This is a genomic window from Hyunsoonleella flava (assembly GCF_004310325.1).
GTDB lineage: Bacteria > Bacteroidota > Bacteroidia > Flavobacteriales > Flavobacteriaceae > Jejuia > Jejuia flava.
In genome coordinates, this window is the sequence record NZ_SIRT01000012.1 from 47,396 (window position 1) to 62,976 (window position 15,581).

General features: G+C 34.9%; 16 protein-coding genes. 3 read left to right on the forward strand and 13 right to left on the reverse strand.

Features of this window, described 5'->3' with window-relative positions; all coding sequences use genetic code 11:
- Positions 1-67: 67 nt before the first annotated feature.
- Positions 68-2,917 (reverse strand): aminomethyl-transferring glycine dehydrogenase, encoded by a 2,850-nt coding sequence (gene gcvP / locus EYD45_RS13050; RefSeq protein ID WP_130965005.1) that lies wholly within the window; start codon positions 2,915-2,917, stop codon positions 68-70.
- A 121-nt stretch (positions 2,918-3,038) separates the two neighbouring features.
- On the opposite strand from gcvP, the gene EYD45_RS13055 reads away from it, so the two are divergent.
- Positions 3,039-3,872, forward strand: a complete 834-nt coding sequence (locus tag EYD45_RS13055; RefSeq protein ID WP_130965006.1) for a UbiA prenyltransferase family protein — start codon at positions 3,039-3,041, stop codon at positions 3,870-3,872.
- Here the strand turns inward: EYD45_RS13055 and EYD45_RS13060 are convergent.
- From EYD45_RS13060 to EYD45_RS13115, 12 genes are all read right to left on the reverse strand, one after another.
- A complete protein-coding gene (locus tag EYD45_RS13060) occupies positions 3,865-4,125 on the reverse strand; it encodes a hypothetical protein (protein WP_130965007.1) in 261 nt (86 codons plus the stop codon). The two genes, EYD45_RS13055 and EYD45_RS13060, sit on opposite strands and share 8 nt — an antisense overlap.
- 2 nt (positions 4,126-4,127) lie before the next feature.
- The gene (locus tag EYD45_RS13065; protein WP_130965008.1) at positions 4,128-4,679 is read right to left on the reverse strand and encodes a sigma-70 family RNA polymerase sigma factor; all 552 of its coding nucleotides are present in this window, start codon (positions 4,677-4,679) and stop codon (positions 4,128-4,130) included.
- A 102-nt stretch (positions 4,680-4,781) separates the two neighbouring features.
- Positions 4,782-5,300 carry a GNAT family N-acetyltransferase gene (locus tag EYD45_RS13070; RefSeq protein ID WP_130965009.1) on the reverse strand — a complete coding sequence of 173 codons (519 nt, stop codon included), beginning with the start codon at positions 5,298-5,300 and terminating at the stop codon, positions 4,782-4,784.
- 151 nt (positions 5,301-5,451) lie between these two features.
- On the reverse strand, positions 5,452-6,144 hold the full coding sequence (locus EYD45_RS13075; RefSeq protein ID WP_130965010.1) for a YqjF family protein: 693 nt from the start codon (positions 6,142-6,144) through the stop codon (positions 5,452-5,454).
- A 5-nt stretch (positions 6,145-6,149) separates the two neighbouring features.
- Positions 6,150-7,052: a TIGR01777 family oxidoreductase gene (locus tag EYD45_RS13080; protein WP_130965011.1), complete on the reverse strand. Its 903-nt coding sequence runs from the start codon at positions 7,050-7,052 to the stop codon at positions 6,150-6,152.
- Positions 7,053-7,062: 10 nt separating this feature from the next.
- Complete coding sequence (locus EYD45_RS13085; RefSeq protein WP_130965012.1) at positions 7,063-7,449, reverse strand: hypothetical protein; 387 nt, start codon at positions 7,447-7,449, stop codon at positions 7,063-7,065.
- A gap of 3 nt (positions 7,450-7,452) precedes the next feature.
- Positions 7,453-7,806 carry a hypothetical protein gene (locus EYD45_RS13090; RefSeq protein WP_130965013.1) on the reverse strand — a complete coding sequence of 118 codons (354 nt, stop codon included), beginning with the start codon at positions 7,804-7,806 and terminating at the stop codon, positions 7,453-7,455.
- A gap of 53 nt (positions 7,807-7,859) precedes the next feature.
- Positions 7,860-8,363, reverse strand: coding sequence for a GbsR/MarR family transcriptional regulator (locus EYD45_RS13095; protein ID WP_130965014.1), 504 nt, complete (start codon positions 8,361-8,363; stop codon positions 7,860-7,862).
- A 69-nt stretch (positions 8,364-8,432) separates the two neighbouring features.
- Positions 8,433-9,134 carry a hypothetical protein gene (locus tag EYD45_RS13100; RefSeq protein WP_233702648.1) on the reverse strand — a complete coding sequence of 234 codons (702 nt, stop codon included), beginning with the start codon at positions 9,132-9,134 and terminating at the stop codon, positions 8,433-8,435.
- A gap of 113 nt (positions 9,135-9,247) precedes the next feature.
- On the reverse strand, positions 9,248-11,287 hold the full coding sequence (locus EYD45_RS13105; protein WP_130965015.1) for a M3 family metallopeptidase: 2,040 nt from the start codon (positions 11,285-11,287) through the stop codon (positions 9,248-9,250).
- Between the two features lie 154 nt (positions 11,288-11,441).
- On the reverse strand, positions 11,442-11,924 hold the full coding sequence (gene purE / locus EYD45_RS13110) for a 5-(carboxyamino)imidazole ribonucleotide mutase (RefSeq protein WP_130965016.1): 483 nt from the start codon (positions 11,922-11,924) through the stop codon (positions 11,442-11,444).
- A gap of 140 nt (positions 11,925-12,064) precedes the next feature.
- Positions 12,065-13,219 (reverse strand): 5-(carboxyamino)imidazole ribonucleotide synthase, encoded by a 1,155-nt coding sequence (locus tag EYD45_RS13115; RefSeq protein WP_130965017.1) that lies wholly within the window; start codon positions 13,217-13,219, stop codon positions 12,065-12,067.
- A gap of 138 nt (positions 13,220-13,357) precedes the next feature.
- Here EYD45_RS13115 and EYD45_RS13120 point away from each other — a divergent pair, with 138 nt between their 5' ends.
- Entirely contained in the window at positions 13,358-14,467 is a 1,110-nt protein-coding gene (locus EYD45_RS13120; protein ID WP_130965018.1) for an adenylate kinase, read from the forward strand.
- Between the two features lie 56 nt (positions 14,468-14,523).
- A complete protein-coding gene (gene obgE / locus EYD45_RS13125) occupies positions 14,524-15,522 on the forward strand; it encodes a GTPase ObgE (protein ID WP_130965019.1) in 999 nt (332 codons plus the stop codon).
- The last annotated feature ends 59 nt before the right edge of the window (positions 15,523-15,581 follow it).

The following is a 15,581-nucleotide window of genomic DNA, read 5'->3' on the forward strand; positions in this document are numbered from 1 at the left end:
CAATATAGTTTGTTTTACAATAGTTGCGATTTATTTCTGAAATAATTTACGATGTTCAAATAACATTTTAAGCTTCAATAAAGTCTTCAATTGGTGCACAGGTACAAATCAAATTCCTATCGCCATAGGCATCGTCAACACGTCTTACAGATGGCCAAAATTTGTTTGAGCGTATATATCCTAGAGGAAAAGCGGCCTTTTCTCTAGTATACGGAAAGTACCATTCGTCAGAAGTTACCATGTCTTGAGTATGTGGTGCATTTTTTAGTACATTATTAGGTTCATCAACAGAAACAGCATCTATTTCATTCTTAATAGATATCATGGCATCGCAGAAACGGTCCATTTCTTCTTTGCTTTCACTTTCTGTTGGCTCAATCATCATAGTTCCTGCAACAGGAAAAGACACAGTTGGGGCATGGAAACCATAATCCATTAAACGTTTCGCAATATCGGTAACCTCAATTCCCTTTTCTTTAAAAGGGCGACAATCTATTATCATTTCATGAGCTGCTCTACCGCGTTCGCCAGAATACAAGGTATTGTAATACCCATCTAACCTGTGCTTGATATAATTAGCATTTAAAATAGCAATTTTGGTAGATTCGGTTAAGCCAGATGCTCCAAGCATTTTAATATATCCGTACGAAATTAAGCAAGCCAAAGCGGATCCATATGGTGCAGCCGAAATAGCGGTTATGGCATCTTTTCCTCCTGTTTTAATTACAGGGTTTCCTGGTAAAAAAGGTGCCAGTTGTTTTGCAACACAAATAGGGCCAACACCAGGGCCGCCACCGCCATGTGGAATAGCAAATGTTTTATGAAGGTTTAAATGACACACATCTGCACCGATATTCCCTGGGTTTGTTAAACCTACTTGGGCATTCATATTTGCACCGTCCATATATACTTGTCCGCCATTATCATGAACAATTTGTGTGATTTTTTTAATAGCCGATTCATAAACACCGTGAGTAGAAGGATAGGTTACCATCAAAGCTGCTAAATTCGCTTTGTGAAGTTCTGCCTTTTCACGTAAATCTTCAACATCTATATTACCTTCTTCTGTGGACTTAGTAACTACCACTTTCATGCCTGCCATTACTGCACTAGCTGGATTTGTGCCATGAGCGGAAGATGGGATTAAACATATATTTCTATGATGGTCTCCGCGAGATTCATGATATGCCTTTATGACCATAAGTCCAGCAAATTCACCTTGAGCCCCAGAATTTGGTTGTAATGATGTAGCGGCAAAACCAGTAATTTCTGTGAGCTGATCTTCTAATGCTTTTAAAACCTCTAAATAGCCTTTGGCCTGTTTTAATGGTACAAAAGGATGAATGTTTGCCCATTTAAAGATGCTCAGAGGTAACATTTCAGAAGCTGCATTTAGTTTCATGGTGCAAGAGCCTAAGGATATCATAGAATGATTCAACGCTAAATCTTTACGTTCTAAAGACTTAATATAACGCATCAATTCTGTTTCTGAGTGATATGTATTAAATACATCCAGAGTTAAAAATTCTGATGTTCTAGCTAACGATGCATCGATATTGTTGGCTGGTGAAACCTCCAAAATCTCTATAGTTTCCTTTTGGGCTGCTTCAGCAAAAATTGAAATTAGGTAGTTAATATCCCTAATGGAAGTTGTTTCGTTGATAGAAATTGTAACGGTTTCTTTATCAGGGTACCAAAGATTCACCTTTTTATCTGAAGCTACTTTCTTAATTTTCTTTGAATTTGTTTTGATTTGAAGCGTATCAAAAAAGGAAGTATTGGTTTGGTTGTAGCCCAATGATTGAAGAACTTGAGCAACTTTTGATGCTTTATTATGTATCTGGTTCGCAATAAAACTTAAACCTCTAGGGCCATGGTATACAACATACATGCTTGCCATTACAGCAAGCAATACCTGTGCTGTACAGATATTTGAGGTTGCTCTATCCCTTTTAATGTGCTGCTCGCGAGTTTGCAATGCCATTCGTAAAGCACGATTGCCATCAGTATCTTTGGTAACGCCTATAATACGACCAGGAATATCACGCTTATATGCTTTTTTAGTAGCAAAATAAGCAGAATGAGGGCCTCCGTACCCCATCGGGATACCAAAACGTTGCGTTGTCCCTACAACAACATCAGTTCCAAATTTTCCAGGAGCTTCTAGCTTTACCAAACTTAAAATATCGGCTGCAACGGCAACTTTTATTTCAGCTTCATTTGCTTTTTCTATAAAGGATTTTATATCGGTAATTTGCCCATGCTTTCCAGGATATTGGAGTATAGCCCCGAAAAAATCTGAAGAAAAACTAAAGTCCTCTTCTTTGCCAATAACCAACTCTATACCAATAGGCGTAGATCTAGTTTGTAACAAGGATAAGGTTTGAGGCAAAATGTTTTCAGACACAAAAAACTTGTTTATGCCCGCTTTCTTCTGGGGTCTGCTTCTAACCGAAAATAAAAGACTCATGGCTTCTGCTGCTGCAGTACTTTCATCAAGAAGAGAGGCGTTTGCAATCTCCATGCCCGTTAGGTCCGTTACCATAGTTTGAAAGTTTAACAGCGCTTCCAATCTGCCCTGGGCAATTTCGGCTTGATAGGGTGTGTAAGCTGTATACCATCCTGGGTTTTCTAAAATGTTTCTTTGGATTACCGCTGGCATTACCGTTGGATGGTAGCCTAAACCAATATATGTTTTTCGTGCTTTGTTCTTTTTAGATAACTCATGGATATGTAATAAATAGTCATATTCAGACATTGGCTCATCCAGATTTAGGTCTGTTTTAAGACGAATATCATCGGGAATAGTTTCAGAGATTAATTCATCTAAAGCGTTTAAACCTAAGGCTTCTAACATTAGTTTTTGATCTTCTTCTCGAGGACCTATATGGCGCAAAGCGAAAGCATTTGTGTTCATTTCAAGCAAAATTTATTACATAATTTGCAAAATTAGTGAATATTAGAAAGCTTTTATTGAAGAAAAGGGAAAGTTTTTAACCATCTGGTGCAATTATTAACACATTGTCTATTTTTACAGAATGAGCGTCTTAAAACAACTCTTCAATTTTTACATCAATAGCAGTATACATGTGGCACTGGCTGTATATGCGCTTACGTATTTAACTCTTGTTGAGTTTGGTATTTCATATGATAAGCCGGTGTTGTATTTTGTGTTTTACGCTACAATTACCGGTTATAATTTTGTGAAGTATTTTGGACTCGCAAAATTTCATCATCGAAGTTTAGCAACTTGGTTAAAAGCTATTCAAATATTTTCTTTGGTATGTTTTGTTTTAATGTGCTGTTACGGTTTGCAACTGCCAACCAAGATTTTAATGTACATATTAGTTTTTGGACTGATTACCTTCTTTTATGCGGTTCCATTTTTACCAAAACGAATTTTTGTAGATAAGCAGCATAACTTGAGGAGTATAGGCGGTTTAAAGGTGTATGTTATAGCCTTAGTATGGTGTGGCGTTACGGTTTTTTTACCCATTTTAAGCAATGGCCTGTCAATAAACGATGACGTGCTAATAACTGCCTTTCAGAGGTTCATTTTTGTAATAGTTTTAATGTTGCCGTTTGAAATTAGGGATTTAAAATTTGATAGCTTGAAGCTTTCCACGATCCCTCAGAAAATTGGAGTAAAGAACACCAAGTATATTGGAATAGCTTTGGCTTTGATGATGTTTTTATTGGAGTTTTTAAAGGATGAAATAACTGATAAAAGTATCTTTTCCCTTTTTATAACCTTAGTAATTACAGCAGTTTTAGTACTGTTTTCTAAAATAGAACAAGATAAATATTACAGTGCGTTTTGGGTTGAAGGCGTACCAATATTATGGCTCCTGTTTAGGTTGTTTCTTAGTTAGAAACTTCGTTCAATACTCTATCAAACTCTTTTTTCATTTCAGCTTTAGTAGAGGTATCCAAGCACTCAACATCAGCTTTTTTTATGGTTTTTGTAAGCTTGCTATTGTTTGCAGTGTACTTTCTGCAAGCTCTACAATATATTAAATGGATGTTTAGTTTAATTTTTTCCCATAGCGTTGCATCATTATACTGTGTTTTGTCACAGGTATGATTTGCTTCGTCACAAGGCATTAAAATTTTAAACTTACTCATAACTAAAACCAATTTGTTTTAAGGCAATCCGCCATGGCAGTTCTCGCTCTATGGATAATTACCCAAAGGTTAGACGCAGTTATACCTAGTTCATTACAAATAACTTCAGTTTCATAATTTAAAATGGTTTTCATTTTAAAAACATCGGCTTGCTTCTGGGGCAACTTGCCTAAGCAATTGTGTATGGCGTCTCCCAACTCATTATTTTGCAAGGTGTCTTCCGCAGTTTTGTCAAACGGATCTGCAACACGTTCCTCTAGCCAATCGCCTTCACTTTCAGCATCATTATAATTAATTCTAACTTCGGCCTTACCTTTATTAGAGTTAATTTTACGATAATGGTCAATTATTTTTCGCTTTAAAATAGAGATAAGCCACGTACGCTCGCTCGCTTCTCCCTTAAAGTTTTTCATAGACTTTAACCCAGCCAAAAAAGTTTCCTGTACCAAATCTTGCGCAATCTCACGATCACTTACACGTGTTATAGTGTAGTTAAAAAGGTAGTCAGAATAAAGGTCAATCCACTTATTAGGATCAATTTTATGATCGGGCATTCGTATAGCTCTTTTTTTGGAAACTCAAAAATAAGCTAAAATTTTGATTTATATAAATGTAAACGAAATGGTTGCCTTATTTTTTAGTTATAAACGTTGTGGCTAACACTTTTTACTGTAGACCACATGATTCCATTTAACATTATGTGCGATTAGTAGTTTTTCGTATTCATATAATTTTGTCATTCCAATTTTTTCTGCAATCCTTTGAGAAGCAATATTCTTTATATAAGTATGAATGAAGATTTCATCTAATCTTAAATTTTTGAATCCAAATTCAAGGCATGCTTTTGCAGATTCGGTGGCATATCCATTATTCCAGAAATTTTTGTTTATATGATAACCAATTTCTGGGACTATCTTCCCATTAATATTTTGTAGACTAATCCCACATTGACCGATAAACTGATTGTTTTTCTTAAGTAAAACAGCCCAAAGGCCAAAGCCATTTTCTCTATAACTATTCATGTTTTTTTCAATCCATTTTGTTACACCAGAAATGTCATAGGTAGAAGGATAATAACTCATTGTATCCTTATCATTCAATATTTGAAATAATGAAGATATATCTTCAATTTTTAACTCTCTAAGTATTAACCGCTGTGTTTCAAATATTTTCATTGAATTATGAAGAAATGTTTACCAATGTAGATATATTGCCTGGTTTTAATAAACTATACCGGCTGCTAAACGAATTTCGCTAATTTTTCTGATAAATTCAAGAGTTAAAGTATGAAAGAAAACTAAAATCTCGGCCTTCGTTAAGCGCTGGTCAAATCTTTTTTTTGCTCTTAACACAAATCTTGGAACCAGTAGCAAGAATTACAGATTCAGGTTTTGATTGGTTAAGGAATTTAAAATCACTTTCATAAGTGTTTTCGAAGTCCATATGAATTTCAAAACGTTTTACTTTTAACTGTTGCCATCGCAGGTGTTCTACTTCATACTCAAAGGTTGTATTACCATGTTTTGTGTATCCAAAATAGTGTTCAGTAATAAATTCTTCAATGGAGTTTTTGGGAATAGGTGATAGGTTTTTTTCTGTTTGTACAGCAATCGATTGCCAAGTGTCGTTTATCAGCCATTGGTATTCAAAGTTTTTTGTTTTTTCTCCATACGTCCAACGATGTTGCATTTCAAGCGTTTGGTAATGCTCCTTGTAAATGGAGTTGGCAATAAAGGTTATAAGCGGTTTAGGCACAATCTCTTTAATAAAAACTACACCCCTTTTGTTATTTCTTTTTACATAGAATCGAAGGTTAACTTCTTCAAAATTAACATGATTAAAAAGTTTTAAACCTAGAACTTTAGTGTCCTGAAACATAAAACCTACCAAGCTTACATAGCATTTACCATTATAGAAATCTAATACAGTGCCTTTTGGAAGATAAGGTAGCAATAGCTCTTGAGGTATTTCATAATTTATAAGAATCAGGTTTTTCCAATATGCTCTTAGAAATGTCATTCTGCTTAGTTTTTAATGAGGTTAAGTAATGCATTTTCAATATTTGTATATTTAAAATTGAATCCATTTTCTAATAGTTTTTTTGGAATTACATTTCTGCTTTTGAGAATAAGTTCTGTTTCTGTACCTATTATTTTTGCGCCTATTTCTAATAGCAGCTTAGAATGATTTATTCCAAACGGAATACCGAGAGCTCTTCTTAATGCTTGCATTAAGTTTGTGTTACTTGTTGGTTTTGGTACACATAGATTGAATATACCCGATAGTTGTTTATTCTCTATTAGAAAGTCTACTGAGCGTGCAAAATCTAATTCATGAATCCAACTTACTTTTTGGTTTCCACTTCCTTGATAACCACCAAGTCCAAACCTTGTTAGATTTTTTAAAGGAATTAGTGCACCACCTTTTTTTCCAAGTACAATTGAGGTTCTTAAAATAATTTTCCTTGTTTTGGGGTTTGGTATTGAGTTAAACGTGTTTTCCCATGCTTTTGCAATGTTCATTGAAAAATCATCACCAACTTCACTATTTTTTTCACACATTTCTTTATCAAGGGAATGCCTGTAAATAGTTGCAGTTGATGAGTTAATCCAAACTTTGGGTGGGTTATCACATAAATTAATAGCCAAACCAAGTAAATGCGTAGCGTCTATTCGAGAATCATAAATTAGTTTTTTGTTTTCTTTGGTATATCTGCAATCTACAGACTTCCCAGTAAGATTTATAAGCACGTCAATTTTTTCAAGTGCTCTTGTCCAAGTTCCAATATCTTTAGCATTCCAAAAAATATGATTTTCTTTTTTAGGATTTCTGGTCAATATTTTAACTGTAAATTCTTTCTTTGAGAAATAGTCTTCAAGGATTTTTCCCAAAAACCCTGTTCCTCCTGCAATTAGTATCGTCTTCATATGTATTCAATTATACTTCATTATTAGTTCTTAAGGATTTTCTGGAAATTCGCCTTCCTCTAAAAAAGAAGAATAAATTGATGAATAGCATTATTCCCAAATAGATTGAAAATCCGCCAATTTTTTTGCTTAGTATTTCTATAAGTGTTTGATAGCTCATTTCATTTATACTGTAATACGATATTTTAAGAATTAGCATCGCCCACCCAATATTTATAAGATAAAATCCTATTTCGAATAACTTGTTAGTTGCAATAGCTATATCTTCTTTTCCTTTAAAAATATCTACCATAAATAGTTTGCCATTTTTGAATAGCATTTTTGAAACATAAATAGTTAATGCAATTACTATTGGTAAATAGATGAGATAAGCGAAAATGATTTTTGAGTTTTCCATGATTTATTGTTTTAATGATTTTGATTTTACGAGATAGGTAAGGCATAAGACATTGTTGTAATGCAAAACGGCAAGGCCAACAATTATAATTCCCAAACGATGGTTTAAAGTATTAAGCATGTCAGGAATGGACTCGACAACTTCCCAAGAGGCTATGGTAATTATGGCGTAACCGAGATTGACGAGATAGTAACCTAGTAGCAATAAATTGTTAATACTTTTAACCAACGATTTGTTATTATGAAATAAGTTAAGAAGGAATTTTTCTCCATGATGATAAAATAACCACCCAACATAAATCATTATATAGAATATAGTTGGGATGTAAATGATATAAGAAATGACATTATAGTTCATTTTTCAATTATTTTAAACTTTCAGAAAATATTGAAAGTATATCTTAAATTTTTTTATTTAAATAATTTCAACAAAGATTTAGTAATCCAGTTTTGCTCTTGTGTTGCTATTTTATTTAATAATGAATCAGCAGCGTCTGCCAGATCATGCAATGCTTTTGTTTGCTTTATAAGCTCCTTTGTTTTTGCTGTTCCGTCGTCCTGAATGCTAGAAACTTCTTTTAGCACCTTTATTACGGGTTTTATTTCTCTTCTGCTGCGTTCCTTAGCTATATGTCTCGCCAATTCTTGTACATCTTTTTCAGTGGTAAAAAACTCTTTGCGTTCACCAGGAACTAGTTCTTTGGTTACAATTCCCCAATCCATAAGTTGGCGTAAATTCATACTTGTATTACCGCGCGAAATCTTCAATTCATCCATAATCTCTTCCATGGACAGAGGTTTTGTAGAAATAAAAAGTAAAGATTGGATTTGGGCCATAGCCTTATTTATGCCCCACATTGAGCCTAAACTACCCCATGTGCTAATAAATTTTTCTTTGGCTTCTTGATATTCCACAATCTTATAATTTTGATTTCTTATACAAAGATATAAATAATTTCTAAACTTTCAATAATTTATGAAAGTTTATTTGATTTCTAAATGGATATGATCATCGTGCCTTATTGCATGACAGCCATGAAAGCGAATTTTACCTTGGTCAGATAAACCAAGCGATTCTTTAAGATGGGGTTCGATAAATATTTTCTTAACGGAAGGTTTGGATAGTAGGTTTAGAATTAAAGTTCTGGTCCCTGTTGTATCAAATTCTAATTTATTAATAGTTCCAAAAGTTAAATATTTTGAAAAGTCATATTGCCAATATCCTTGTGATAAGCATCTGTTGCTTGTTGGGTTCTTGTCTGAATCTACAAAAACTCCATAGCCAGAAATTGATGGTTTTTTGTTTGAAGTTTTTTTATCACTATCTAAATACATAAATGAAATATCTATCTTTTTCCCATCATTATGACTAAGATGGGGCAGTAGCGGAAAGCTATCAAAAAAGGGGAAATTGGCATCTAGATAGGTGATACTGATATGATGAGATGTAAATAAAGCGTGAGCAGAATCTTCTAGTTTAATTTTGAGTACAGGGTTCACATAATTTCTAAATAGTAAAGGATAGACTAGATTTCTTGGTCTTAGTTCAGAATTAAAAACAGGTAAAGCCTCTCTGCCAAAAACTTTTGCAATGGGTTCAACTAATAAAAGATTACATACTAAATATATCAGAGGAAAGACAAAACGCTTTTTCTTTTGTAGAAGTTTTGAAAACCATATACTCAACAACCAAATTATTCCGCCAACTTGAGTTAGTAATGTTAGAAAAAATAAAAAAGAAAAGGTGTCCAATCAGTTTTAAAAACTTCATAAACACCTAAACGAAAAATCCTGTCAATTTATTTCAACAATCCCGCTCGCTTCAGCAACGCTTCAGGTTTTGGTTCTTGACCTCTAAAACGTTTGTAAAGCGTCATTGGATTTTCTGTGCCACCTTTAGAAAGCACATTGTCCTTAAATTTATCGGCAACAATTTTGTTGAAAATGCCTTTTTCCTTAAAATACTCAAAAGCATCGGCGTCTAAAACCTCTGCCCACTTATAACTGTAGTATCCCGAAGAATAACCGCCTTGAAAAATATGTGCAAAAGCTGTACTCATACAATTTTCAGGAACATCAGGGTATAGTTTTGTGTTTTTAAATGCTTCAGATTCGTGAGCTTTTACGCTCTCAATGGTCTCTGGCGACTCGCCAGCATGCCAACTCATATCCAACAACCCAAAACTTAATTGGCGTAAGGTTTGCATACCCTCGTGAAACGTAGCTGATTCCTTTATTTTCTCAACCAAATCCATAGGAATTAGGTCTCCACTTTCGTAATGCGTTGCAAACAATTCTAGAGCTTCTTTTTCATAACACCAGTTTTCCATCACCTGACTTGGTAATTCCACAAAATCCCAATACACGCTAGTTCCCGATAAACTGGGATAGGTGGTATTGGCCAACATACCATGTAAAGCGTGTCCGAATTCATGGAAAAGCGTTGTGACTTCATTAAATGTCAACAACGAAGGTTTGGTTTTTGTTGGCTTGGTGAAATTGCAAACTATAGAAATATGCGGTCTGCTATTTTCTCCATTTTTAACGTATTGAGGTTTGTAAACGGTCATCCACGCTCCATTTCGTTTTCCTGCTCTTGGAAAATAATCAGCATAAAAAATAGATACTAAATTACCTTTGGAATCGGTTACTTTATAGGTCAATACATCCTCGTGATATTTATCGATAGTGTCTATTTCTTCAAAATGAAGATCAAATAATTTGTTAGCAATCTTAAATGAACCATCTATCACATTTTCAAGTTTGAAATATGGTTTTAACAGTTCGTCATCCAAACTGAACAGTTTTTGTTTAAGTTTTTCAGCATAGTAAGCCCCATCCCATTTTTGAAGTTGCTCTATGCCATCTAAATTTTTTGCGAAATTTCCCAAGTTCTTAAACTCGCGCTGTGCCGCAGGTTTTGCCTTCTCCAACAATTCATTCAAAAACTTTTGAACGTTTTCAGGCGTTTCAGCCATACGTTCTTCTAAAACAAAATGTGCATGGGTTTTATATCCCAATAAGTTTGCACGCTCATGTCTCAGTTTTACTATGTTGAGTACAATAGCTTGATTATCTAAATCGTCTCCTTTAAACCCTTTTGCACCAGCTGCCAAAGACATTTTTTTTCGTAATTCTCTATTATCGGCATAGGTTAAAAACGGTATATAGCTTGGATAATCCAGCGTAAACAACCAACCTTCTTTACCTTTTGATTCCGCTAATTGTTTTGCAGCTTCTCTAGAACCATCGGGCAATCCAGATAAATCAGCTTCATTGGTAATTAGCATTTCAAATTTGTTAGTTTCAGCTAATACATTTTCGCCAAATTTCAGCTTTAGTTTACTTAATTTTTTATCAATCTCCCTAAGTTGCTCTTTTTTATCTTCTGACAGATTAGCACCATTTCTTGAAAAACTTTTATATTTTTTATCTAATAAGGTTTCTTGTTCTGTGGTTAAGTCCAGTTTGTTCTTACTATCATAAACCGTTTTAACCTTTTTGAACAAATCTTCATTTAAAGTGATGTCATTGTTGAACTCCGATAGCATAGGGGACACCTCCTGAGCAATTTTTTGAATGGTTTCATTAGTTTCAGCAGAATTTATATTAAAGAAAATACTAGAGATTCTATCTAACTTTTCCCCTGAAAACTCTAAGGCTTCAATTGTATTTTCAAATGTTGGTGATGCTACATTATTTACAATAGTATCAATTTCAGCTTTAGCTTCAATAATTGCTTCTTTAAAGGCTGACAGATAATCTTCGTTATTTATTTTAGAAAACGGAGGGGTATTGTATGGTGTGTTGAAACCGTTTATCGATGAGTATTCAATCATTGTTTGGTAAAAAAATGTTAAAATTCAATTTTATTATGCACGCACAGTAAATTATTTATATTTTCGCGCAGATTTTTCAAAGGAGTTAACGATTTAACTCGTAAGAATTATTGTTAATAGCTAATGAAACCTCGGCTTAATTGTCGGGGTTTCTCTATTTTAAATCCTTAGCAGATTCGTGTACTTTAAGCTTTAAGCCCTCTTTGTAAGCCACTACTTTATCCAGTACACATGAATCGTGCGACCCTATAATTTGAGCAGCCAAAATCCCTGCATTCTTTGCTCCGTTTAAGGCAACAGTAGCTACAGGAACACCACCAGGCATTTGTAGAATGGACAAGACAGAATCCCAGCCATCAATAGAATTGCTGCTCTTTACTGGGACACCTATAACAGGAAGCGGAGACAGCGAAGCAATCATTCCGGGTAAGTGCGCCGCACCACCAGCTCCGGCTATAATTACCTTAAAACCATTGGTATGTGCATGCTTTCCGTAATCGAATAATTTTTCTGGAGTACGGTGTGCTGATACAATATCAACTTCTACTTCAATATCAAAACCTTTTAAGATGTCTATCGCATCTTGCATCACGGGAAGATCACTTTTACTTCCCATAATTACGCCTACTTTACCCATAGATTTTTTATTATGTTAGGTCGAGCGCAGTCGAGACCTAATATTATCAATTTAAAATACAAAAAGACCCCTCGAAAACTGCGTCTCTATCTTCAAACAAAAATATATTTTTGTTTTCGATAATGCTCGAGGATACAAATTTATTCACTAACTACTTTAATAGATTTTTTCACGTCTTCTGCCACACGACGTGCTTCATCTAAATCGGCATTCACAATGGTAACATGCCCCATTTTTCTGAAAGGGCGCGTTTGCTTTTTTCCATAAATATGAGGGGTTACGCCATCCATAGTCATGATGTTTTCAATATTTTCGTAAACTACATTGCCCGTGTAACCTTCAGCACCTACTAGGTTTACCATCACACCACCAACTTTATTATCTGTTCTTCCCAAAGGCAAGTCTAAAATAGCCCTTAGATGTTGTTCAAATTGCGATGTATAACTTGCTTCTATGGTTTGATGACCAGAATTATGCGGTCTGGGAGCTACTTCATTTATTAAAATTTGATCATCTTCGGTTTGAAACATTTCAACTGCCAACAATCCAACATGGTTAAAGGCTTTAGAAACGTTTAAGGCAACCTGTCTAGCTTTTTTTGCAACGTGATCAGAAATTCTCGCAGGACAAATCACATATTCCACTTGGTTTGCTTCTGGATGAAATTCCATTTCTACCACAGGGAATGTTTTGGTTTCGCCCGATGGGTTTCTAGCTACAATTACAGCAAGCTCATTTTTAAATGGCACCAATTCCTCAGCAATACATTCGCCTTTTGGTAAATTTTCTAAATCCGAAAGCTGTCTTACAACTTTTACACCATTGCCATCATAACCAAATTGTGCTGCTTTCCAGACAAATGGCAATTCTAATCCACCATTATTTACGGCATCTTCAATTTCAGATACATAAGCAAACCTTGAAAAAGGTGCCGTTGGTAATTCGTTATCAATATAAAACAGTTTTTGCTTTGCTTTGTTTTGAATGGTGCGCAAGGTTTTAGAAGCGGGATATACTTTAACACCTTCTTTCTCCAAGGCTTCTAGCGCGTCAACGTTTACATTTTCAATTTCAATCGTTAGCACGTCAACGTTTTTTCCAAAGTTAAAAACCGCATCATAATCCATTAAATCACCTAAATGAAATTCATCACAGGCCGTCTTACAAGGAGCTTCCTTACTAGATTCCAACACGCAAGTGTAAATATCAAACTTACGCGTGTTGTAAAGTAGCATTTTACCCAATTGCCCACCACCAAGGATGCCTAATTTAAAATCTGAGGAAAAATAATTCATTCTTAAAATTTAAAGAATACGAGTTAAAGATGCACAAAAATACACTTAAATAACAAATTCTGTAACCAAATCATAAATCAAAACATCGTAAATCGTAAATCATTTAATTATCTTTGCGTTTTTCAAACTTAAATAAGAGTGATAAAGCTTCACGACAAATACTTTAAGCCATTTATATCTGCTGCTGAAATTGAAGAAGCAATAGATAGAATGGTTGCTGAAATTGCCAATGATTTGGGTGATGAGGTTCCTGTGTTTGTTGGGATTTTGAATGGGTCGTTTATGTTGACGAGTGATTTTGTTAAGAAATACCCTAAGCCCTGTGAAGTTACTTTTATTAAGCTAGCCTCTTATGAAGGTGTAAAATCTAGTGAGGATATCCAGCGTTTAATAGGGTTAACCCAAGATTTAACAGGAAGAACCGTAATTATTCTGGAGGATATTATTGATACCGGAAAAACACTTGCTGAAGTACATCGCATTTTTAAAAATGAAAAGGTAAAAGCTTTAAAAATTGCGACACTATTTTACAAACCCGAGGCATACAAGAAAGATTTTAAATTACATTACATAGGAATAAAAATTCCCAACAAATTTATCGTAGGCTATGGTTTGGACTATGATAATTTAGGTAGGGATTTACCAGAAGTTTACCAAATTAAAGAAACACAACACATGACCAACTTAGTATTATTTGGCCCTCCGGGAGCAGGTAAAGGCACACAAGCAAATTTTTTAAAAGAAAAATATAATCTAGTACACATTTCAACAGGAGATGTTTTTAGATATAATATTAAAAATGAAACGGCTTTGGGGATGCTTGCCAAATCTTACATTGATAAAGGTGCATTGGTGCCAGACCAAGTTACTATTGATATGCTAAATGCTGAAGTTGAAAAAAATGCTGATGCCAACGGATTTATTTTTGATGGATTTCCTAGAACAAATGCACAAGCTGATGCTTTGGATGCGTTGATGGATGAAAAGGATTCTCAAATTAATGCGATGATTGCTCTTGAAGTAGATGATGAAGTTTTGGTAAAACGCTTGCTAGAACGCGGAAAAACCAGTGGAAGAGCTGATGATGCTGATGAATCTGTAATTAGAAACAGAATTAAAGTATACTATAACGAAACGGCTATACTTAAAGATTACTACACCGCTCAAAATAAATATTTTGGTGTTGATGGTGTTGGTAGTATTGAGGAAATTACTGAGCGATTGAGTGCAGTAATAGATAAGCTCTAACTTACTTCCTAAGAGTTTAAACTTTATATGTTAAACTTTGAACTTTAAACTCGATTATGACTGAAGGAAATTTTGTCGATTATGTGAAAATGTATGTTGCCTCTGGTAAAGGTGGCCAAGGTTCTGCACACCTACATCGCGAAAAATATATTACCAAAGGCGGACCAGATGGTGGTGATGGTGGTCGCGGTGGACATGTGATTATACGAGGAAATTCTAATCTTTGGACGCTTCATCATTTAAAGTTCAAAAAGCACGTTCGTGCGGGCCATGGCGCTCATGGAAGTAGTAGCCGTAGCACAGGAGCCGATGGCGAAGATGCCTACATCGATGTACCCTTGGGTACGGTTGTAAGGGATACTGAAACCAACACTATTATTTTTGAAATTACGGAACACGGTGAAGAGAAAATTATTGTTGAAGGCGGTAAAGGCGGTTTAGGTAACTGGCATTTTAAATCCTCTACAAATCAAACACCAAGATACGCGCAACCAGGGTTACCCATGCAAGAGTTATACATTACTATGGAGCTTAAGGTGTTGGCAGATGTTGGATTAGTTGGCTTTCCTAACGCTGGTAAATCTACCTTGCTTTCTGTAATTACTTCAGCTAAGCCTAAGATAGCAGATTATGAGTTTACCACTCTAAAGCCAAATCTTGGTATTGTGGAATATCGCGACTTTAAAACATTTGTAATGGCTGATATTCCCGGTATCATCGAGGGTGCGGCTGAAGGTAAAGGCTTAGGGCATTACTTCCTGCGCCATATAGAGCGCAATTCTGTACTATTGTTTTTAATTCCTGCAGATGCAGATGATATTAAAAAACAGTACGATATTCTACTAGACGAATTACGTCGCTACAATCCAGAAATGTTGGACAAGGAGCGCCTAATCGCCATTTCAAAAAGTGATATGCTGGATGAGGAGCTAAAGTCAGAATTAAATGCAGAACTGGAAGGCGAACTACCTATTCCGTACGTATTTATTTCTTCAGTTGCGCAACAAGGTATTACCCAGCTTAAGGACAAGCTTTGGGGAATGTTGAATGATTAGGTACTTATCATTTCAATACCAATATTTTTTTGTTTTTTTACGATAGAAAAGCGGTTTCT